Annotated in this window: 22 protein-coding genes; 9 read left to right on the top strand and 13 right to left on the bottom strand. The window is 72.2% G+C overall.

Annotated elements, in window-relative coordinates:
* Window positions 1-6: 6 nt before the first annotated feature.
* On the bottom strand, window positions 7-468 hold the full coding sequence (locus tag PV789_RS14795) for a VOC family protein (protein WP_274977976.1): 462 nt from the start codon (window positions 466-468) through the stop codon (window positions 7-9).
* Complete coding sequence (locus tag PV789_RS14790; RefSeq protein WP_274977975.1) at window positions 465-1,058, bottom strand: DinB family protein; 594 nt, start codon at window positions 1,056-1,058, stop codon at window positions 465-467. The genes PV789_RS14795 and PV789_RS14790 overlap by 4 nt, the downstream gene beginning before the upstream one ends.
* 62 nt (window positions 1,059-1,120) lie before the next feature.
* On the opposite strand from PV789_RS14790, the gene PV789_RS14785 reads away from it, so the two are divergent.
* Window positions 1,121-2,134, top strand: a complete 1,014-nt coding sequence (locus PV789_RS14785) for a helix-turn-helix transcriptional regulator (protein ID WP_274977974.1) — start codon at window positions 1,121-1,123, stop codon at window positions 2,132-2,134.
* A gap of 293 nt (window positions 2,135-2,427) precedes the next feature.
* Here the strand turns inward: PV789_RS14785 and PV789_RS14780 are convergent, their stop codons facing one another.
* The 3 genes from PV789_RS14780 to PV789_RS14770 form a co-directional block, all read right to left on the bottom strand.
* Entirely contained in the window at window positions 2,428-3,933 is a 1,506-nt protein-coding gene (locus PV789_RS14780) for a DUF6297 family protein (protein ID WP_274977973.1), read from the bottom strand.
* Window positions 3,930-4,547, bottom strand: coding sequence for a heme ABC exporter ATP-binding protein CcmA (gene ccmA, locus PV789_RS14775; RefSeq protein ID WP_274977972.1), 618 nt, complete (start codon window positions 4,545-4,547; stop codon window positions 3,930-3,932). The genes PV789_RS14780 and ccmA overlap by 4 nt, the downstream gene beginning before the upstream one ends.
* Window positions 4,548-4,705: 158 nt before the next feature.
* The gene (locus PV789_RS14770) at window positions 4,706-6,976 is read right to left on the bottom strand and encodes an ATP-binding cassette domain-containing protein (RefSeq protein WP_274977971.1); all 2,271 of its coding nucleotides are present in this window, start codon (window positions 6,974-6,976) and stop codon (window positions 4,706-4,708) included.
* Between the two features lie 73 nt (window positions 6,977-7,049).
* On the opposite strand from PV789_RS14770, the gene PV789_RS14765 reads away from it, so the two are divergent.
* On the top strand, window positions 7,050-7,850 hold the full coding sequence (locus PV789_RS14765) for a TetR/AcrR family transcriptional regulator (protein ID WP_274978144.1): 801 nt from the start codon (window positions 7,050-7,052) through the stop codon (window positions 7,848-7,850).
* 54 nt (window positions 7,851-7,904) lie between these two features.
* Here PV789_RS14765 and PV789_RS14760 read toward each other — a convergent pair whose 3' ends face one another.
* From PV789_RS14760 to PV789_RS14740, 5 genes are all read right to left on the bottom strand, one after another.
* Window positions 7,905-8,243 carry a DoxX family protein gene (locus PV789_RS14760; protein WP_274977970.1) on the bottom strand — a complete coding sequence of 113 codons (339 nt, stop codon included), beginning with the start codon at window positions 8,241-8,243 and terminating at the stop codon, window positions 7,905-7,907.
* 260 nt (window positions 8,244-8,503) lie between these two features.
* Entirely contained in the window at window positions 8,504-8,824 is a 321-nt protein-coding gene (locus PV789_RS14755) for a type II toxin-antitoxin system PemK/MazF family toxin (protein ID WP_274977969.1), read from the bottom strand.
* Complete coding sequence (locus PV789_RS14750) at window positions 8,824-9,126, bottom strand: molecular chaperone GrpE (protein WP_274977968.1); 303 nt, start codon at window positions 9,124-9,126, stop codon at window positions 8,824-8,826. Before PV789_RS14750 ends, PV789_RS14755 begins: the two co-directional genes overlap by 1 nt.
* Before the next feature lie 41 nt (window positions 9,127-9,167).
* A complete protein-coding gene (locus PV789_RS14745) occupies window positions 9,168-9,908 on the bottom strand; it encodes a class I SAM-dependent methyltransferase (RefSeq protein WP_274977967.1) in 741 nt (246 codons plus the stop codon).
* Between the two features lie 106 nt (window positions 9,909-10,014).
* Window positions 10,015-10,452, bottom strand: a complete 438-nt coding sequence (locus PV789_RS14740; protein ID WP_274977966.1) for a GNAT family N-acetyltransferase — start codon at window positions 10,450-10,452, stop codon at window positions 10,015-10,017.
* Window positions 10,453-10,624: 172 nt separating this feature from the next.
* Here PV789_RS14740 and PV789_RS14735 point away from each other — a divergent pair, with 172 nt between their 5' ends.
* The gene (locus PV789_RS14735) at window positions 10,625-11,053 is read left to right on the top strand and encodes a hypothetical protein (protein WP_274977965.1); all 429 of its coding nucleotides are present in this window, start codon (window positions 10,625-10,627) and stop codon (window positions 11,051-11,053) included.
* Window positions 11,054-11,193: 140 nt separating this feature from the next.
* On the opposite strand, the gene PV789_RS14730 is transcribed toward PV789_RS14735, so the two are convergent.
* On the bottom strand, window positions 11,194-11,517 hold the full coding sequence (locus PV789_RS14730; RefSeq protein ID WP_274977964.1) for a hypothetical protein: 324 nt from the start codon (window positions 11,515-11,517) through the stop codon (window positions 11,194-11,196).
* Between the two features lie 121 nt (window positions 11,518-11,638).
* Here PV789_RS14730 and PV789_RS14725 point away from each other — a divergent pair, with 121 nt between their 5' ends.
* The 5 genes from PV789_RS14725 (at window position 11,639) to PV789_RS14705 (ending at window position 14,788) form a co-directional block, all read left to right on the top strand.
* The gene (locus tag PV789_RS14725; protein WP_274977963.1) at window positions 11,639-12,550 is read left to right on the top strand and encodes a helix-turn-helix domain-containing protein; all 912 of its coding nucleotides are present in this window, start codon (window positions 11,639-11,641) and stop codon (window positions 12,548-12,550) included.
* A 2-nt stretch (window positions 12,551-12,552) separates the two neighbouring features.
* A complete protein-coding gene (locus PV789_RS14720; RefSeq protein WP_274977962.1) occupies window positions 12,553-12,804 on the top strand; it encodes a DUF397 domain-containing protein in 252 nt (83 codons plus the stop codon).
* A gap of 129 nt (window positions 12,805-12,933) precedes the next feature.
* Window positions 12,934-13,389, top strand: coding sequence for a pyridoxamine 5'-phosphate oxidase family protein (locus PV789_RS14715; protein ID WP_274977961.1), 456 nt, complete (start codon window positions 12,934-12,936; stop codon window positions 13,387-13,389).
* A 253-nt stretch (window positions 13,390-13,642) separates the two neighbouring features.
* Window positions 13,643-14,266 (top strand): DUF1349 domain-containing protein, encoded by a 624-nt coding sequence (locus PV789_RS14710; RefSeq protein ID WP_274977960.1) that lies wholly within the window; start codon window positions 13,643-13,645, stop codon window positions 14,264-14,266.
* 81 nt (window positions 14,267-14,347) lie between these two features.
* A complete protein-coding gene (locus tag PV789_RS14705; RefSeq protein WP_274977959.1) occupies window positions 14,348-14,788 on the top strand; it encodes a VOC family protein in 441 nt (146 codons plus the stop codon).
* A 148-nt stretch (window positions 14,789-14,936) separates the two neighbouring features.
* On the opposite strand, the gene PV789_RS14700 is transcribed toward PV789_RS14705, so the two are convergent.
* On the bottom strand, window positions 14,937-16,205 hold the full coding sequence (locus PV789_RS14700; RefSeq protein ID WP_274977958.1) for a purple acid phosphatase family protein: 1,269 nt from the start codon (window positions 16,203-16,205) through the stop codon (window positions 14,937-14,939).
* Between the two features lie 391 nt (window positions 16,206-16,596).
* On the opposite strand from PV789_RS14700, the gene PV789_RS14695 reads away from it, so the two are divergent.
* The gene (locus PV789_RS14695; protein WP_274977957.1) at window positions 16,597-17,574 is read left to right on the top strand and encodes an aldo/keto reductase; all 978 of its coding nucleotides are present in this window, start codon (window positions 16,597-16,599) and stop codon (window positions 17,572-17,574) included.
* A 214-nt stretch (window positions 17,575-17,788) separates the two neighbouring features.
* Here the strand turns inward: PV789_RS14695 and gdhA are convergent, their stop codons facing one another.
* Entirely contained in the window at window positions 17,789-19,159 is a 1,371-nt protein-coding gene (gene gdhA, locus PV789_RS14690; RefSeq protein WP_274977956.1) for an NADP-specific glutamate dehydrogenase, read from the bottom strand.
* Between the last annotated feature and the right edge of the window lie 81 nt (window positions 19,160-19,240).

The raw sequence follows: 19,240 nt of genomic DNA, 5'->3' as shown, positions 1-19,240 counted from the left end.
AGGGCCTCAGTCCAGGCAGAACTCGTTGCCCTCGGGGTCGGCCATCACGATGAAGCCGGTCTCCATCGGCGGCTCCGGCTCGTGGCGGCGCACCCGCGTCGCCCCCAGCTCCAGAAGCCGCGCGCACTCGGCCTCCAGCGCCGCCATCCTCTCCTCCCCCAGCAGCCCGGGAGCCACGCGGACGTCGAGGTGGAGGCGGTTCTTGACCACCTTGTCCTCCGGCACCCGCTGGAAGAACAGCCGCGGACCGCGCCCCTCGGGGTCCTCGACGGCCGACCTCGCGTTGCGCTGGTCCTCCGGTACGCCGATCTGTTCCAGGAAGGCGTCCCACGCGGCCAGCGGATCGGCGCCCTCGGGCAGGTCCGCCCCGGGCGGCCCGGGGTGGACGTAGCCCAGCACGTCGCGCCAGAAGGACGACAGCGCCCGGGGATCGTGCGCGTCGAAGGTGATCTGGACGTCGAGACTCATCTGTTCGCTCCGTTCGCGGCTGCCGCCGTGTGCAGGTAGAGGTCGCGCAGCAGGCAGACCTCGGACAGATGATGGATCAGCTCGCGGTGGATGTGCAGCACCAGGTCCGCCATGGGCGCCTCGGGGTAGGGCTCCTTGTCGCCGACCGGAGTCCGCAGCGCGGCCGCGTCCAGGCCGCGCACCCCAGCCAGCCAGACGTCGACCTGGGTCTGGAGCTGGTCGAGCGCGTCGGAGGCGCTTCCGGCGTACTCCCAGGTCTCGTACGACGCCGCCGGTGCGCCGAAGTGCGACGCGTTGCGCATGGCGAGCACGCCGACGATGACGTGGCCGAGCCGCCAGGCGATCGTGGTGAAGGGCGCGGGGTCCGGCTCCGGGAAGGCGAAGTCGATCGTGAAGTCCCCCGAACCGCCCCGCATGGGCGCCGTCGAGCTACCGCGCGGCCGCACGCTCCAGGAGCGGGAGTCCGGTACCGGCGACCAGAAGTACTCGTCGTCGGTGAGGCCCTCGAAGCGGGGCCGGATGTGGTGGTTCCAGTGGAACTCCCACTGTTCGCGCAGGGTCTGGTTCCAGTCGGGTTCTGCTGTGCTCATGCGGCCACTCTGGCACCACTGGCGGACAGGATCGGTCCGCTATCTCTGGCAGGGTGGACCGCATGGACACGGCAGGCGGCGACGAACGCGGTACGACGGAACGGGTGCTCACCCTGCTCGGGCTGTTGCAGCGGCGCCGGGTCTGGACCGGTCCCGAACTCGCCGACCGGCTCGGGGTCACGCCTCGCACGGTGCGGCGCGACGTCGACCGCCTGCGCACGCTCGGCTATCCGGTGCACGCCAGCCAGGGCGTCGGCGGCGGCTACCAGCTCGGCCCGGGCAAGGACCTGCCGCCGCTGCTGCTGGACGACGAGGAGGCGATCGCCACCGTGGTCTCGCTGCTCGCCGGAGCGGGCGGCGCGGACGGTGTGGAAGGCGGCGCGGGCGACGCCGCGCTGCGGGCGCTGACCAAGCTCGACCGGGTGCTGCCCACCCGGTTGCGCAACGAGGTGCGCGCGCTCTCCGGTTCGGTGGAGTCCTTCGGCTCTGGCCGCACGCCGGTCGATCCCGAGGTGCTCATGACGCTGGCCCGGGCCTGCCGCGACGAGGTCGAGGCCGGTTTCGACTACCCGTCCGGGAGCGGGGTGCGACGGCGGCGGGTCGAATCACGCCGCCTGGTCGCCTCCGAACGGCGCTGGTACCTGCTCGCCTACGACCTGGACCGCGACGACTGGCGCAGCTTCCGCGTGGACCGGATGACCGATGTGGTCGCGCGGACCTGGCGTTTCCGCCCCCGCGCGGCCCCCGACGCGGCGGCGTACGTGCAGGAGGGCGTGGCCAGCCGGGTCTACCCGCGCCAGGCGCGCTTCCTCGTGTACGCGTCGGCCGAGACGGTGCGCGCGCAGATCCCCGCGTCGGCGGCGGTCGTGCGAGAGCGGGGCGACGGGCGCTGCGAGGTGGTCAGCGGCGGTCACGACCTCGACTTCGTGCTCATGCACGTGCTCCTGTTGGGCCACGAGTTCGAGGTGTTCGACCCGCCGGAGCTGGCGGGACGCTGCCGCGTGCTGGCGCGAAGGCTGCTGTCGGCCGGTGCGGCGGCCCCGGCCGAGCCGGACCGCGAGGAACCCGGGCCCTGAGCGGTCGGTGGTGAGCCGGACAACCCGTGCCCCCGCGCGTCCCGGGGCGGCGCAGCAGGCCGCGCCTGCCCCGGCCGAGCCGAAAAGGGGAGGAAGCCCAAGCGGGTGCCCACGCTTGCGGCCTCCGTCCCGGCCGCGCCCCCATCCGTGCCTCAGACGGAGCCGAAGACGTGCCCCCGGTGGACGGTGGCGACGACACCCCAATGCGCGCCTCAGGCTGCGCGTACCCCGATCCCGCGTCCGAGAGGGCTGCGCCTCGGCAGGACCCAACCCGCCTTCTCCGGTGCGCGTCCCTACGAGCGCCTCGGGGCGGCACAGTAGGCCGTCAGCACCGCCGCGCCCCACACCGCCTGCGCCGCGAGCAGCGGCACGGTCACCCCGGCGGTGAACGCCGAAAGCGCGGGCAGGCACCCGAGCACGGCGATGTCGGCGCCGGTCAGCGCCCACACCACCGGCCCCAGCGGCACCGGGCCCAGGGGTGTGTCCACGACGGGCATCGTGTGCTCCACGGGTCGGCGCCGGGCAAGCCGCAGCGCCCCCGCCGCCAGTGCCGGAGCGCACAACAGCCCCAGCGGCCACAGGAGCCCTCCGAAGCCCGCGAGGCCCAGCCCGGCCAGCGCGAGGGTCAGCCACAGGCCGCCGAGCAGGGCGGGCAGCACCGACCGCGCCGCCATGAGCGCGTGCGGACCGGTGCCCAGCAACCGCGCCAACGCCGCGTCCCCGGCGTCCCGGCGCGCCCCCGCGGTGCCCGTCGCCGCGACCGCCAGCGCGCCCGCGGCGAGGACCACCAGCGCACCCGCCTCCCCGACGCCCGCCCTCGCGGCCAGCACGGGCAGGACGGTCGCCGCCGCCACCAGCGTCAGGAGCCCCGGCCGTCGCATCAGCCGCCGCCAGTCCAGCCAGGCCACCGCCGCCGCTCCGCGCAGCCGGGACGGCCACGCGCGCGAGCGCAGCACGCGTGAACGCCAGTGCGCGTCCTCGGCGATCCACGACAGCGAACCCGGGTCCATGACCAGGAGCGCGCCCGCCGCGAGTTCCGCCCTGGACGAGGCCTCCAGGACCGCTCGGGCCGGGATGCGCGCCAGTGCCCGCCAGGCCCGCCACGCCAGAGCGGCGGCCACCCCGGCCGAAGCGCACGCCGCCGCGCCCCACGCCGACACGGGAGCCGACGCGATGCCCACGAGCACCCCGCGCCCCAGGTCCGCGCTCATCACCGTCGCGGCGGCCGCCGCGACGACGAGGGCGACGAGCAGCGCGGTCAGCCGGTCGTCCCAGGGCTGCGACGCCTGCGCCAGCACGGCCGTCGCCGCCCCGCCCACCGTCCACGACACGGCCAGCACCACGGACGCCAGCAGCCGCAGCGCCAGCGCGTCGGGGGCGCCGAGCGCGCTCAACAGTGCGAGACCGAACACCGCACCGACCACGGCGCACACCACGGCCAGGACCAGCAGGGCGGGGGCCAGCACGCCGCGGCGCGGCAGCGGTGAGAGCACCAGCCACGCCGCGTCCGCCGCCGGCACCGCCGTCGGCCCGACCGCGCGCGCCACCCTCAGGGAGGACGCCAGCAGCAGGGCGACCAGCGCCAGGCCCGCGCCCGCCCGCACCGGATCGACCGCGTCGGGCACGGCCGCCACCGCGCGGCCGACCACCGGGGACACCGTCACCACCAGCAGCCCCAGGGCCAGCAGGATGACGTAGCGGTCGGACCAGCTGCGGTGTCGGCGGTTGCGGGCCCGCACGAACGCCCGGACCTGTGCCGCCCCCGTGCGCGTCGCTCCCGCCCGTGTCACCCCGTTCACGCGGCGGCCTCCAGGGCGACGTGGCGGGCGTCCGCGGCGAAGCGCGGATCGTGCGTCACCATCACCACCGTGCCGCCGTTCGCGGCGTACTCGGCGAGCAGCTCCGCGAGCCGTCCCCGGAAGGCGGCGTCGAGCCCGCGTTCGGGTTCGTCCAGCAGCAGCAACCGGCTCGGCCGCAGCAGCGCCATGGCCAGGGACAGCCGCTGACGCTGCCCGGTCGAGAGAGACGATGGGGCCCGGTCCGCGCAGCCGGACAGCTCGAACAGCTCCACGGCCGCCGCCACCTCCAGCCGTCCGGGGCCGTGCACGGCGCGCATCAGTTCCAGGTGCTCGTGCACGGTCAGCCCCGGGTACCAGGAGGGCTCGTCGCCGACCAGGGCGACCTCGCGCCAGAACGCGGGTTCGTCCACGGGCGGTCGGCCCAGCACGCTGACCTCGCCCGCGGTCCGTTGGAGCCCCGCGAGGCAGCGCAGCAGGGTGGTCTTGCCGACGCCGTTGGCGCCGAGCACCGCGACCACCTCCCCGGGCGCGACCGTGAGGTCGACTCCGCGCAGGACCGGGACGCCGCCCAGTTCCACGTCCACGTTCCGGGCCACGATGATCGGTTCGCTCACCGGCTCAGCCTAGGGCTCGGGCGTCGAGCCGGGGCCGCCGCGTCCGGCCCCCGGACGGGCAGCACGACCCGTCCGCCCCGGCACTTGGCGGTGCCGGGGCGGACACGGGGACAGCGCGCGGCTGTCCCCTCCGCTCAGGCCTTCCCGGGGAACGTCGGTCAGCGCTCCAGGTAGGCCCGCAGGTGGCGGGCGGTGAGGGTGTCGCCCCCCGCCACCAGCCGGGCGGGGCTGCCCTCGAACACGATCCGGCCGCCGTCGTGCCCGGCGCCCGGCCCCAGGTCGATGACGTGGTCGGCGTGCGCCATCACCGCCTGGTGGTGCTCGATCACCACCACCGTGTTGCCGTCGTCCACCAGCCGGTCCAGCAGCGCCAGCAGCCGGTCCACGTCGGCCAGGTGCAGGCCGGTGGTCGGCTCGTCCATCACGTACACCGCCCCGTCGCGGGCCATGTTGATGGCCAGTTTCAGGCGCTGGCGCTCACCGCCCGACAGGGTGGTCAGCGGCTGGCCCAGGCCCAGGTAGCCCAGGCCCACGTCGTGCAGCCGGTCCAGGATGGTGCGGGCGTTGCCGCCCGAGAAGAACTCCCGCGCCTCCACCACCGACATCGCCAGCACCTCGCTGATGTCCTTGCCGCGCAGCTTGTGCGTGAGCACCTCGGCCCGGAACCGCTTGCCCTCGCAGTGCTCGCAGGGCGAGGAGACCCCGGCCATCATCGCCAGGTCGGTGTAGATGACCCCGGCACCCTTGCACTCGGGGCAGGCGCCCTCGGAGTTGGCGCTGAACAGCGACGCCTTGACGTTGTTGGCGCGGGCGAAGGCGGTGCGGATCGGGTCCAGCAGCCCGGTGTAGGTGGCCGGGTTGGAGCGCCGCGACCCCTTGATCGCCGACTGGTCGACCACCACCACGTCCTCGCGCCCGGGCAGGGCGCCGTGGATGAGCGAGCTCTTGCCCGAGCCCGCCACGCCGGTGACCACAGTGAGAACGCCGGTGGGGACGTCCACGCTGACGTCCTTGAGGTTGTGCGAGTTCGCGCCGGTGATGGAGATGTGTCCCCGGGGCGTGCGCACCCGCTCGCGCAGGGTGGCCCGGTGGTCCAGGTGGTCGCCGGTGAGCGTGCCCGAGGCCCGCAGCCCGGCCACGTCTCCGGTGTAGGTGACGCGTCCGCCCGAGGGCCCGGCGCCGGGACCCAGGTCCACCACGTGGTCGGCGATGGCGATGGTCTCGGGCTTGTGCTCGACCACCAGCACCGTGTTGCCCTTGTCGCGCAGGCTCAGCAGCAGGTTGTTCATCCGCTCGATGTCGTGCGGGTGCAGGCCCACGGTCGGCTCGTCGAAGACGTAGGTCACGTCGCTGAGGCTGGAGCCCAGGTGGCGCACCATCTTGACCCGCTGCGCCTCGCCGCCCGAGAGCGTGCCCGACTCCCGGTCCAGGCTCAGGTAGCCCAGCCCCACCTGCACCAGGGACTCCAGGGTGTGCCCGAGGTTGTCCAGCAGGGGCTTGACCGAGGGCTCGTCCAGGGAGCGCACGAACCCGGCCAGCTCGTCCACCTGCATGGCCGAGCACTCGGTGATGGTGCGCCCGGCGACCTCGACCGCCCGGGCCCGGGCGTTGAGGCGGGCGCCCCCGCACTCGGGGCAGGTGGAGAAGGTCACCGCGCGGTCGGCGAAGGCGCGCACGGCCGTCTGCATCTTCTCGCGGTCCTTGGTCAGGTAGGTGCGCCTGATCTTGGGGACCAGCCCCTCGTAGGAGAAGGAGTTGGTGCCGACCTTGACCTTGGTGACGGGCAGGTGCAGCAGGGTGTGCCGCTCCTGGTCGGTGTAGTCGCCCACCCTCTTGTCGGCGTCCAGCAGGCCCGAGTTGACGAAGACCTGCCAGTACCAGCTGCCCACCCCGTAGCCGGGGACGGTGATCGCGCCCTCGTTCAGGGACAGGTCGCGGTCGACGAGTTCGTCCACGTCGATCTGGTTGGTGCGCCCCAGGCCCTCGCACTCACCGCACATGCCCTCGGAGTTGTTGAAGCTGAAGGCGCTGGAGGGTTCCAGGCGCGGGGTGCCGACCCGGCTGAAGACGATCCGCAGCATGGCGGCGGCGTCGGTGGCGGTGCCGACGGTGGAGCGGGAGTTGGCGCCCATCCGCTCCTGGTCGACGATGATCGCCGCGCTGAGGTTGCGCAGGCTGTCCACGTCGGGCCGCCCCAGGCTGGGCATGAACGACTGGACGAACGTTGTGTACGTTTCGTTGATCAGGCGCTGGGACTCGGCGGCGATCGTTCCGAAGACCAGGGAGGACTTGCCCGAGCCGGACAGGCCGGTGAAAACGCTCAGCCTCCGTTTGGGGATGTCCACCGAGACGTCGGCGAGGTTGTTCTCCCGGGCTCCTCGGACCTGGATGGTGTCGTGGGTGTCCGCTGTGGTGGGGTGGGAAGACACACTGCTCCTCAGGAGTCCTTATGGCGTAAGCTGATGGCTGGAGAACGTTAGTTTATAGCGTAAGGAGATGCAAGTGGTGGTCTACGCCGGGCAGGGTGACGCCCGTCGCACCATGGAGCTGCTGTGGCGTTCGCGCGGTGGGGACAGCGCCCGGACGGCTCCCGGCCCCAAGCCCGAACTCAGCGTGGACCTGGTGGTGGAGACCGCCATCGCCCTCGCCGACGCCGAGGGCATGCAGGCGCTGTCCATGCGCGCGGTGGGCCAGCGCCTGGGGCGCACCGCCATGTCGCTCTACACCTACGTGGCCAGCAAGAACGAACTCGTGGAGCTGATGTACGACCACGTCTTCGCCGGACTGGCCGACGCGGCCGAGGCCGACGCCGAACCAGACTGGCGCACGGCTACGACATCCTGGGCCACCCGGCTGTGGGACTTCTACCTGGACCACCCCTGGACCCTGGAGGTCTCCCAGGCACGGCCGGTGCTGGGCCCCAACGAGTACCGGCTGTTCGAATCGCTGGCCGTGGTGCTGCACCGCGCCGGGCTGGGCCCCACGCAGATCCGCAGCGCCTACGGCAACCTGTTCACCCTCGTGCGCGGACCCGTGCAGATCGCCTCGGAGTCGCGCCGCGCCCCGGAGGTCACGGGTGTGGCCGAGGAGGCGTGGTGGTACGAGCGCTCCGCGCAGCTGGACCGGGTCGCCCCCGACTTCGACCAGCGCTTCCCCGTGCTGACCCTGCTGTCGGAGCAGGGGGCGTTCAGCAACGAGAACCAGGACGAGCCCTACCTGGAACAGGAGGCGTGGGAGACCTTCCTGTTCGGGCTCAACGCCCTGCTGGACGGGCTCCAGGCCAGCCTCGGCCCGCGCGGGTGAGCCCGCCGGTCGCCCCGTCGGCCCTCCGGGGACGGGTGACCGGCGCGGCCGGGGTCAGAGAACCACCAGGGAGGCGGCCACCGGCGCCGCGTACACCAGCGGGAAGGGGATGTGCGCGTAGGAGCGCGCCCGGACCACCGTGGCCACGGCCCCGGTGAAGTACAGGACCAGGCCGACCCCCGCCAGCACACCGACGACCGGGACGAACAGGCCCGCCAGCAGGCCCGCCGCCCCCGCGGCCTTGGCCGCGCCGAGCCAGGGCCACCACGGACGGGGGACGCCGTACTCGGTCAGGGGCTGCACGACCCACTGCGCGCGCAGGAAGACCGACCCGGCGGAGAAGGCCGCCAGGGCGGCGCCGAGCAGGGTGAGGACGATGTGGGCGGTGGACATCAGCGGCGCTCCTCGTCGGGAGGGCCCCGGCCTGCCCGGCCGGGTGCCTTCGGGCTTGTCACACCCTCGACCCCGCCCAGCGCACGGATGTGACGGCTTTGCGGAAGGAGTTCTCGGGACAGGCGCCGGTCACCGCGGCCGGGCGAAGGCGATGATCTCCGCGCTCGCGTCGGTCAGCGGGCTCCGGTCCCAGTGGCCGCAAGGGCCGCCACCACCCGCCACGGCCACCGGACGAACGATGCTGGCGCGCGCTGGGCGCCTCACAGGCCCAGTGCCGCCCGGAGCCCGTTCGCCACGCAGGTCATGGTCGCGAAGCTGAGAGCTCCCTGGTCCTCGATGAGATCCTCGCCGCCCAGCAGAGTGATGTCGTCGCACATGATTCGCCCGACGAAGGGGCGATCGGCGGGTCCCAACGCCACGATCGTGGTGGTGGGAGTGCGCGGTGCCGTGGTCAGCCGTACCGCCAGGCAGTCTCCCAACGCCCGGTTGCGGTGGTTGTTGGACACCACCACCCAGGGTTTGCGCCCGAAGCCGATGTCGGCGGCGTAGACCCGGCCGCGCACCGGGACCAGCGCCGCCATCAGCCGGCCTGCTGGCGGCGGCTGACACGACCGCGCATGGCCGCTCTGGCCTCCCCGTCCTCTCCGGTGTCCTCCTGGGCCATGGCCGCGTACTCCTGGGCCAGGACCTCCTGGGCGACAGCGGTCCGACCCGCCTCCAGCAGAGCTGCCAGGGCCGCGCTCTCGGACAGTTCGCCTTCGGGCAGCCCGCCCACGAGACCGGAGGCGGCACGGCGCTCTGGTGTGTCGGGGTGTTGGATCCGCTCGGCCAGGCAGGCGGCGTTCGCCCGCACCGGCACGGACTTCCTCTTCTTGGTTTCCATGCCTCATATGATGCATCAAAAAGTGATGCACGTACCAGGAATCAGCACGGTCGGGTGAAGGTGATGATCTCCGCGCTCGCGTCGGTCAGCGGGCTCCGGTCCCAGTAGCCGTACTGCGCGCTCACGTCGAATCCGGCCTCGGCCAGGAAGCCGTTCAGGGCGTCGGCGTCCAGGAAGCGCAGCGTGCTGCGGCTGCTCTTGGGCCGGTCCCACCCCTCGACGCCGTAGTCGGAGGTGAAGGTGACCAGGTCGCCCTCCACGCTCTCCAGCCGGTGGACACAGGTGGCCCTGCGCCCTCCGGGCCCGTCCACGGTGCGCGTCCGCTCGGGGGTCCACGCCTCCCAACCGCGCGCGGCCGGGTTGCGGGTCTCGAACACGAACCGGCCGTCGTCGGTCAGAACGCGGCGCACCGCCGCCAGGAACTCGCGTACCTCGGCGTCGGTGAGGAACACCTGGAAGGCGTGGCCGGTCATGACGACCAGGTCGAACTCGCCCTCGAAGGAACGTGTGCCCAGGTCGCCCAGAGTCCACTCGACGTCGTCGCGGTCGCGCCGTCCGACCTCCAGCATCGCGTCGGCCGGGTCGAGGCCGACCAGGCGCCCGGTGTGGCCGCGCCCGCGCGCCACCCGCTGGAGTTTGCCCGTCCCGCAGCCCACGTCCAGGACGCAGCGGGCGTCCATGACCAGGTCGAGGTAGAAGTCGTCCTGGGGTGAGGACCGCCAGAAGTTGAAGTAGTCGTAGAGCTCGGCCAGGTCCGGCTGGGAGAAGTGTCGGTCGACCATCGGGCCATTGTGGCCGACCGCTCCCCCGCCGTCACCGGGTTTTCGCGCGCCCGCGAACACCGAGCGCCACCGATCGAGATCCTCGCCGCCTGCTGGTCGACCGGTGCTACAAGGGCTTCGAGAACCGCACTCCCGAGGCGGTGTAGCCGCGCCGCCTGTAGAAAGCGTGGGCCCCGGTCCGCCCGGTCGAGGAGTTCAGCATGGCCCGGGCCGCACCCCGCTCCACGGCCCAGGCCTCGAACGCGGCGCACAGCGCCGTTCCCACGCCCCTGCCCCGTGCGTCCGCGGCGGTGACCAGCGCGATGAGCTGAGCGGCCGGGGTGTCGTCCTCCACCGGGAACAGCAGGTGTCCGGCGGCGAAGCCCACCAGCTCTCCCGAAGCGGTCTCGCTGACCCAGAAGCCGTAGGTGGGGTCGCCTGCCAGCCGTTCGAGGCGACTGCGCACCTGAGCGGCCGTGGCGGGGTGCGACAGCGCCGCGTAGAGAGGCACGAGCCCGTCCGCGTCGGCGGTCCGGACCGTGCGGATGGTCACGTGGGGAGTCATTTCCCGCACGTTACCCAGGGGTGTGTGGACCGGTCGTCGCCCCCTGCCGGTTTCCGGCACTGCGGGCCGAGCGGGGAGCACCGGGTCCTCCTCGGACCAGGGCTGTCGTCCGGGCCCGGCCAATACCGCCAACTCCGCCCGCGAACCGGCTCCACCTGCGAGCATGGCCCCCATGACCACCGCACTGCACTACCGGGACGGCGCGTGGGCGCCGGGACCCGACCCCGTCGAAGAAGCGTGCGCCACCCAGACCGTCGAGGAGGACTGGACGGACTGCGTGGCCCGCGCCGGGTTCGACAACCACCCGTTCGCCGAGTACGGCGGGCCCTGCGCGTTCTCCTACGCCCATCTGTTCGTCGGCGACGACGGCACGACCTTCTTCATGCACATCGCCAACGACCGCTTCGAACAGCACCTGTACTTCCACTCCGTGGTGGACGCCCTGGACCACATGGCCCGTTGGGCACCGGCGTTCGCCCTCCAGCGCGATGACCCCGAACTAGCCGCGCCCGACGTCAGGGCCGCCTCGACCATCCCGAGCTTCACCGGGGACTTCGACGAGGAGGAGCTGACCAAGCTGCGGCAGGCCCCCCACCCCTGAACCGGGCGGGCTCTGGACGCGGAGCCGGGTTCGACGGGGAGTCTCGCGGTTGCGGCGGCCCGAGCCGACCGTGTGCGACCGTGCGAACGGGCGGCACCACCGTGCACGGTGGTGCCGCCGACTCACAGGGGCGCCGGGTCTCATGAAAGGCGGTAGCTCACCCGCCTCGTCTCGATGAGCGTGGCACCCTCCGGCAGCGGCGGGCTGTTCTCGGCGTCTTTTTCGCCCAGAATCCGGAGCCAGATCCCGCTGTCGTGGGCGTAGGGGTCGAGTCGGTCGATGGCCTCCCAGAAGCCGTACGGCAACGGGGCGCAGGTGCAGGCGCAGGTCCGCTGGTTGTAGGTCGGGGTGAAGGGCGAGACGCGTCCTGCCAGCGGCATGCCGTCCTCGTCGGGCTCACCGCCCCGGATCACCTGCACGACTTCCGTGTACAGCTCATCACTGAGCACCGTTGATGACGCCATGGAGTCTTCTCCCTACGTAGAGGAGGCGGCACCCGGCAGGGGTGCGCTACTGACTCCAGTATCTCTGTGTTCATACACAATCGCAAGAAGATATTGTGTTCGAGTCGAAAAATTTGCGGCGATGCGCGCCGCTACGATCGGCAAGGCACGAACGCTCTGCCTGGAAGGGGTTTCCGTGACTGGTGGGCACTCGCCCGGGGTTCGACGGCGACGGTTGTCCGCTGCGCTCAAACGGCTCAGAGCCGCGAGCGGGATGTCCGCGGCCGAGGTGACCAAGCGGCTGGGCTGGTCTTCGGCGACGAAACTGACCAGAGCCGAGCGCAACGAGTGGAAGTTCCCCAAACGCGACGAGGTCGAGGCACTGCTCGACCTCTACGGGGTGGAGGGGGACGATCGCGCTCACCTGCTCAGTCTGACTCAGGAAGCTCGCGGCCGCAGCGATTGGCACGAATACGCCGACCTTTTCACCGGACCGCTACCCGATCTGGAGGCCGAAGCCGTCCGAATCCGGACGTACGAGGCCGTCGTGGTGCCCGGGCTGCTGCAAACCCCGGACTATGCCGCAGCTATCTTCAAGGTTGGCCAGGTCGTCCCACTGGAGCAGGTCGACCGCAAGGTGGAATCGCGGATGGCGCGGCGTGCTGTCCTGGACGCACCGAGCGGCCCCCGTCTGACCGCTGTCATCGACGAACCGGCCCTGCGCAAGGTCGTGGGTTCGCACACCGTCATGGCCGAGCAGTTGCGCTTTCTCACCGGTATGGCCGCCCACTACAAGGTGACTGTGCTCGTGCTCCCCGACGAGGCGGGGGCGCATCCCGCCGTTGACGGTGCCTTCACGCTGTTCGACTTCCCCAGGCCCGAACCGGGCATAGTCTCCATCCCCACCGTGGTGGAGGCGCTGTACGTTGAGGACGCGGACTACTTCGATCAGCACGCGCTGATCTTCGACGCCGTCCAGAACCTGGCGTTGGGCCCCCAGAGATCACTCGACCTCATCGGTTCCATCGCCGCCGAACACGACAAGCGAGCCTGAACATGTTGCTGGAGTTCCGCAAGTCCTCCTACTCCACCAGCGGAGACAACTGTGTCGAGGTCGCCCAGGTGACCCCCGCCTTCCGCAAGTCCTCCTATTCCACCAGCGGAGACAACTGCGTCGAGGTGGCCGAACTGCCCACCGGCGCAGCCATCCGCGACTCCAAGAACCCTGAGCTGGGGTTCCTCCCGGTCGGTGCCGGTGAGTGGACCGCCTTCACCCGCCTCATGGCCGCCCAGGCCCCCAAGGCCTGAGGGCGCTCCCACGCCCTCCCGGTGGCGGGCCGCAGCTCCGTCCGGCCCGCCACCGCACCCCCGCGACGGGTTGTCCACAGCCCGAAAAAGCTCCTTCTCCCGCCGTTCCGGACCGCCTAGTCTGAAGGTGTGAGCGAAACCCCCAGCACCCTCAGTGAGCACGAGCACCCCTTCGACGTCGACGCCTTCCTCGCCCGGCCCCTGGTCGCCAGGGTGGCCGTCTCCGACTCCTCCGGCGCGCCCACGGTGCGTCCGGTGTGGTTCCTGTGGGAGGAGGGCGCGGTCTGGTGGATCACCGGCGCCTATTCGCGCATGTCGAAGTTCCTGGCCAAGGGCCCCCGGGTCGCGCTGGTCGTGGACACCTGTGACCTGGAGAGACTGGAGTTCCTCCAGGTCATCATGCGCGGCAAGGCCGAGGTCGTGCCCTACGACGAGGAACGCTCCAGACGCAAGCTCCGCCGCTACCTCGGCGACGACGAGACCACCTGGCCCACCGACTTCAAGGACTTCGACGACGACACACGGCTCGTCCGCTTCATCCCCGAACGGACCATCGTCCAGGACCTGTCCAAGACCCGCCCCTGACCCCGCAAACGGCTGCCGGGCTTCGCGGAGCGGCCCGGAAGCCCGGTCCCGGCACGGCGTGCTCTGTCCTGGAGGGGCACGGCACGCCATGCCACGCCGACTTGGACGAGGCGACCGAGAACACCGGCGCGCGGATCTCCTCCGGTGGTGCCGCGTGCCCGGCCCCTTCCATGCTTACGCGGTCCGCTCCCCCGCGGCAGCCCTCGAAAGACTCCACCCACCCCCTGGCACCACGACACCGGAGGAAGCAGCGATGACCCCCGCCTGGAACGTACCGGGACTGCCCTTCACCCTCTCCCCGTCCTCCGAGGAGGCATGGGCGGTCGAGGAGGAGACCGGCACGGTGACGGCCGCCGCGACCGCCCGCAGCGACCTCTTCATCGCCCCGGACACCGACCCCGGGGACGACGCCGCGACCACACTCAACGCCCAGACCCTGCTCGGCATCCCCCCGGAGGGCGACTTCCAGTTCAGCGCGCGTGTCACCGTCGACTTCGCGTCGGCCTTCGACGCCGGAGTCCTGCTCCTGTGGATCGACGACCGCCACTGGGGCAAGCTCTGCTTCGAGTACTCCCCCGACCGCGAACCCATGGTCGTCTCCGTGGTCACCCGGGGCGTCTCGGACGACGCCAACGGCTTCACCGTCGACGGCCGGACGGTGTGGCTGCGCGTCTCGCGGATCGGCCGGGCCTTCGCCTACCACGCCTCTCCGGACGGCACCGCCTGGCGGATGATCCGGTTCTTCGCCGTCGACGCCGCCGCGAGCGCCCGGATTGGCTTCGAGGCCCAGTCTCCGACCGGCGACGGCTGCGCCGTCACCTTCGACCGCATCCGCTTCACCGGCGAGCGCCTGGCCGAACTGCGGAACGGTTCCTGAGACGGGGACCGAGCACGGCGCGTGCCCCTTCCGGCCGACCGGGCCTTCCCTGACCCGGCGCCGACCGCGTAGCCTCCGGGCATGTCCGAACTACCCGCGCGTTTGTCCGTCGTGACGCTGGGAGCCCGTGACCTGCCCCGGCTCCGCCGGTTCTACAGGGCCCTGGGCTGGGAGGAGGTCCCGGCCAGCGGTGACGGCTGGTCGGCCTTCCTCCTGGGCGGCGTCCTGTTGGCCCTGTACCCGGTGGAGGAACTGGCCGCCGAGGCGGCGGACGGCGCCCCCGGCCCCGTCGGCTGGTCGGGGATCACGCTCGCCTGCAACGTGGACGGCCCCGAGCAGGTGGACAGCGCCTTCGCGGCCGCGGTGCGGGCCGGTGCCACGGTCGTGGCCGAACCTGTGGAGCGCTCCTGGGGAGGGCGGTCGGCGTACGTCGCGGACCCCGAGGGCAACCGCTGGGAGATCGCCTGGGCGTCGGTGGCCAGGTTCGACGGACGGGGCGCGCTGACCGGCTTCGACGGCTGAGGGCCGCACCGAGGACGTTCCGGAATGCCGGCCGTACCGGCCTCGTCCCCCGCCGCGGTAGGGCCCCGGCGCCCGGCCGCACCGGCGCGAGGGGCCCGTCGTCACGCGTGGCGCCCCCGGCGAGGGGCCGGGGGCGCCACGGCGGGGCTCAGAGCGTGTCGGTCACGCGCTTGCCGTCGCTCTTGTCGATGGTGAAGGAGTCCACGACCGCGCCGTCGGCGGTGCGGGCGGTGTAGCGCAGTCGGGCGCCGTCCACCTCCACGGCCTGGAAGGTGGAGGTGTCGGCCAGCTGCACGCGCACCTCGGCGCCGTTGTCGGTCCAGTTGGAGGCGGAGGCGTCGTACATCTTGGTGCCGGTCACCGCGACGGTGTAGACCGGGCCGGTCTGCACGTCGGGGTCGTCGGTGCGGTTCGCGGTCAGGTTGCCCCGGCCGTAGGAGTGGTCGTGGCCCTGGAGGACCAGGTCCACGTCGTGCTCCTCCAGGGTGTCGAGCCAGGAGTCGCGCAGGGGGCCGTTGTCGCGGCTGGGGCTGTTGGAGAAGACGGGGTGGTGGAAGGTGACCACCGTCCAGGGGTGGGGGTTGGTGGCCAGGGCCTCCTCCAGCCAGCGCTGCTGGGTGTCCAGCCAGGAGTCGGCGCTCAGCGGCGCCGCGTTGCGGTAGTTGGAGTTGAGGACGACGAAGCGCACGCCCTGGTAGTCGGTGTGGTAGACGGTCTGGGGCAGGTGGCGTCCGCCGGTGGGCCCGTTGCCCGCGCCCGGGAACTGCGGGTGCCAGTACCGGCTCAGGGAGAGCAGCGAGTACTCGTGGTTGCCGGGGGCGGCGAGGTGGTTGACGGTGCCGGTGGCCTCGGCTCCGAAGGCGTCGAACCACTCGGTCCACTGCGACTCGCTGTTGGGCGAGTCGACCAGGTCACCGGAGTGCACGACCAGCTCGGCGTCGGGTTCGGCGGCCAGGGCGGCCCGCGCCACCGTGGCGCCGCCGGTGGAGATGCCGTTCTGGACGTCGCCGAAGTACAGGAAGGTGAAGGGCTCGGCGCCGGAGGCCGCGGTGGTGAAGGTGCGCCAGGGGCTGAAGGCGGTTCCGTCGCCCACGCGGTAGCGGTAGGCGGTGTCGGGGGTCAGGCCGGTGGCGGTGGCGGCGTGGAAGGTGCCGTTGGCCGAGCCGGTGTCGGCGCCCTCGACGGTGGTGACCCGGCCGGGGTCGGCGGCGGGGGCGATCTGCATGACCGGCGGGCCCGATCCGTCCGAGCGCCAGGCGAGGGTCTGGGAGGTGGCGGGGTCGGCCGTGGGCGAGAGGATCACCCGTTCGGGCGCGGTGGCCGCGGACGCGGCGGGTGCGTTGGCGACGACGGGGGTCAGGGCCAGCAGGGTCGTGCCGAGCAGGGCGAGGGCGGGTCGGGCGGCGAAGCGGGACACGGGGGGTGCCTTTCTGCCGGGGAACGCTGACGCAGCGAAGGTAGCCGCCCGCGCGCAACGCGGTGTGAACGCCCGGGGACGATCCGTCGTGGCACGGTGAACGCCGGGCGTGACCGCTGTTACAGGCGCAGGACACCGGGCCGCCTCCGTCACCGACGGCTCCCGCGCCGGTGGCCCTGCAGCGCTGTCCTCACCGGGCACTCCGGATCGGTGGCTTCCGAAGCCGAGAGTCCCCGAACCCGGCGGTTCCGTGCCGTGGCCCCTGGGCTGGTCGCCCCCGAACCCGACGGCCTCTGGCCCAGGTGCTCCCCGAAGCCCCTGGGGGTGCGGAACGCGATCAGGGGGGAGTCCGCGCAGATGGGAACGCTCCCAAGGGCCTAGGATCGCACCCATGGAAACACGCGTACTCGGCCGCACCGGCAACAACGTGGGCGTCATCGGTTTCGGCGCCTGGCAGATCGGAGCCTCCTGGGGCGAGGTCAGCGAGACCGACGCCCTGGCCGCCCTGCACGCGGCCGCCGACGCCGGTGTCACCTTCTTCGACACCGCCGACGTCTACGGCGACGGCCGCAGCGAGCGGCTCGTCGGCCAGCTGCTCAAGGAGCGCCCCGGCATCACCGTGGCCACCAAGATGGGCCGCCGCGCCGACCAGGCCCCCGAAAACTACAACCCCGACAACTTCCGAGCCTGGAACGACCGCTCCCGCCAGAACCTGGGCGTGGACACGATCGACCTCGTCCAGCTGCACTGCCCGCCCCCGCGGGTCATCGCCACCGACGCCGTCTTCGACGACCTGGACGCCATGGTCGCCGAGGGCCGCATGCGCGCCTACGGGGTGTCGGTGGAGACCGTGGACGAGGCGCTGACGGCGATCGCCCGACCCAACGTGGCCACGGTGCAGATCATCCTCAACGCCTTCCGCCACAAGCCGCTGGAGAGGGTGCTGCCCGCCGCCCGCGAGGCCGGGGTCGGCATCATCGCCCGCGTGCCCCTGGCCAGCGGTCTGCTGTCGGGCAGGTTCACCGCCGACACCGCCTTCGGCGAGGACGACCACCGCAACTTCAACCGCGAGGGCCAGGCCTTCGACAAGGGCGAGACCTTCTCCGGCATCGACTACGCGACCGGACTGGAGGCGGTGGAGCGCCTGCGCCCGCTGGTGCCCGAGGGCGTGACCATGGCCCAGTTCGCGCTGCGCTGGATCCTGGACCAGGAGGGGGTCAGCGTGGTCATCCCCGGCGCCCGCAACGCCGACCAGGCGCGCGGCAACGCCTCCGCCGCCGGACTGGCCCCGCTCGACCCCGGGGTCCGCGCCCGGGTGGCCGAGGTCTACGACGAACTCGTCCGGCCCCGGGTCCACCACCTGTGGTGAGGGCCTGGGACACCGCGGCGGCCGACCCCGGGGTCGGCCGCCGCTCGTGGGCGCCGGGGGCCGCAGCGGTGACCGCAAGGGTCCACCGCTCCGGCCCCCACCACCGTGATCCTGTACCCACAGCGCGCCTCGACCGCCGACATCGGCTACGAGTACAAGGTCATCGCAGGTCAGAACCGTGTGCCTCGCACCGGCAACGGTTCCGGCCGGTCCGCTAGATCAGGCCCTGGGCCAGCATCGCGCCCGCCACCCGCTCGAACCCGGCCACGTTGGCGCCCAGCACGTAGTCGCCCGGGGCCCCGTAGCGCTCGGCCGCCTCCTCGCAGCGGTCGTGGATGCCCGCCATCGTCTCGGCCAGCTCGGCCTCGGCGTGCTCGAAGGACCACGACGTGCGCCGCGCGTTCTGGCGCATCTCCAGCACGCTGGTGGCCACACCGCCGGCGTTGGCCGCCTTGCCCGGCGCGAACAGCACACCGGCCTCGCGCAGCACCTTGACCGCCTCGGGCGTGGTGGGCATGTTCGCGCCCTCCGCCACCGCCACGACGCCGTTGCGCACCAGCGTGCGCGCCGCGTCGGCGTCCAGCTCGTTCTGGGTGGCCGAGGGCAGCGCCACGTCGCACGGCACGTCCCAGATGCTGCCGCCCTCGACGTAGTGGGCGCCCCCGCCGCGACGCTCGGCGTAGACGCTGATCCGGGCGCGCTCGACCTCCTTGACCTGCTTGAGCAGGTCCAGGTCCAGGCCCTTGTCGTCCACCACGTAGCCGCCGGAGTCTGAGACGGCCACCACGTTCGCGCCCAGCTGCTGGGCCTTCTCCACCGAGTAGATCGCCACGTTGCCCGATCCGGAGACCACCACCCGCTGACCGTCCAGAGCGCGGCCCGACCGCTCCAGCATCCGCTGGGTGAAGAGCACGCTGCCGTAGCCGGTGGCCTCGGTACGCACCCGCGAGCCACCCCACTCCAAGCCCTTGCCGGTGATCACACCGGCCTCCCAGCGGTTGGCCAGGCGCCGGTACTGGCCGAAGAGGTAGCCGATCTCGCGGCCGCCCACGCCGATGTCCCCGGCCGGGACGTCGGTGTGCTCACCCAGGTGGCGGTGCAGCTCGGTCATGAACGACTGGCAGAACCGCTCGATCTCCGTATCGGAGCGGCCCTTGGGGTCGAAGTCGCTGCCGCCCTTGCCGCCGCCGATGTTCATACCGGTCAGGGCGTTCTTGAAGATCTGCTCGAAGCCCAGGAACTTGATCACGCCGAGGTTGACGCTGGGGTGGAAGCGCAGCCCGCCCTTGTAGGGGCCCAGCGCGCTGTTGAACTCCACCCGGAAGCCGCGGTTGACGTGCACCCGGCCCTGGTCGTCACGCCAGGGCACCCGGAAGATCACCTGGCGCTCGGGCTCGCACAGGCGCTCCAGGATGTGCTGCTCGGCGTACTCGGGGTGCCGGGTCAGGGCCGGGGAGAGGTCGTCCAGGACCTCCAGCACCGCCTGCTGGAACTCCGGCTCGTCGGGGTTGCGGCGCACGACGTGCTCGTAGGCGGATCGGACTCCGGGGTGGTGGTCACGGCCTGCCTCGTCGGCGAAGGGCATGGGTGAACGTTCCTTTCAGCACAGGTGGAACGGGCACCCCACACGCCGTTGTGTCGGGAACCTCGAACACGCGCACGCTGG

The sequence above is a fragment of the Nocardiopsis camelliae genome (assembly GCF_028993595.1).
GTDB lineage: Bacteria > Actinomycetota > Actinomycetes > Streptosporangiales > Streptosporangiaceae > Nocardiopsis > Nocardiopsis dassonvillei.
Note: the sequence above shows the minus strand (reverse complement) of the source record. Positions and strands in the feature narration are given on the sequence as shown.

Excerpts from the sequence above, each read along its gene's own strand:
- PV789_RS14790 (WP_274977975.1), bottom strand. The coding sequence starts at position 1,058 with ATGAGCACAGCAGAACCCGACTGGAACCAGACCCTGCGCGAACAGTGG.
- PV789_RS14735 (WP_274977965.1), top strand. The coding sequence starts at position 10,625 with ATGACCACCGCACTGCACTACCGGGACGGCGCGTGGGCGCCGGGACCC.
- PV789_RS14755 (WP_274977969.1), bottom strand. The coding sequence starts at position 8,824 with ATGGCGGCGCTGGTCCCGGTGCGCGGCCGGGTCTACGCCGCCGACATC.
- PV789_RS14750 (WP_274977968.1), bottom strand. The coding sequence starts at position 9,126 with ATGGAAACCAAGAAGAGGAAGTCCGTGCCGGTGCGGGCGAACGCCGCC.
- PV789_RS14760 (WP_274977970.1), bottom strand. The coding sequence starts at position 8,243 with ATGTCCACCGCCCACATCGTCCTCACCCTGCTCGGCGCCGCCCTGGCG.
- PV789_RS14730 (WP_274977964.1), bottom strand. The coding sequence starts at position 11,517 with ATGGCGTCATCAACGGTGCTCAGTGATGAGCTGTACACGGAAGTCGTG.
- PV789_RS14740 (WP_274977966.1), bottom strand. The coding sequence starts at position 10,452 with ATGACTCCCCACGTGACCATCCGCACGGTCCGGACCGCCGACGCGGAC.
- PV789_RS14695 (WP_274977957.1), top strand. The coding sequence starts at position 16,597 with ATGGAAACACGCGTACTCGGCCGCACCGGCAACAACGTGGGCGTCATC.
- PV789_RS14710 (WP_274977960.1), top strand. The coding sequence starts at position 13,643 with ATGACCCCCGCCTGGAACGTACCGGGACTGCCCTTCACCCTCTCCCCG.
- PV789_RS14725 (WP_274977963.1), top strand. The coding sequence starts at position 11,639 with ATGCGCGCCGCTACGATCGGCAAGGCACGAACGCTCTGCCTGGAAGGG.
- PV789_RS14785 (WP_274977974.1), top strand. The coding sequence starts at position 1,121 with ATGGACACGGCAGGCGGCGACGAACGCGGTACGACGGAACGGGTGCTC.
- PV789_RS14720 (WP_274977962.1), top strand. The coding sequence starts at position 12,553 with ATGTTGCTGGAGTTCCGCAAGTCCTCCTACTCCACCAGCGGAGACAAC.
- PV789_RS14745 (WP_274977967.1), bottom strand. The coding sequence starts at position 9,908 with ATGGTCGACCGACACTTCTCCCAGCCGGACCTGGCCGAGCTCTACGAC.
- PV789_RS14705 (WP_274977959.1), top strand. The coding sequence starts at position 14,348 with ATGTCCGAACTACCCGCGCGTTTGTCCGTCGTGACGCTGGGAGCCCGT.
- gdhA (WP_274977956.1), bottom strand. The coding sequence starts at position 19,159 with ATGCCCTTCGCCGACGAGGCAGGCCGTGACCACCACCCCGGAGTCCGA.
- PV789_RS14795 (WP_274977976.1), bottom strand. The coding sequence starts at position 468 with ATGAGTCTCGACGTCCAGATCACCTTCGACGCGCACGATCCCCGGGCG.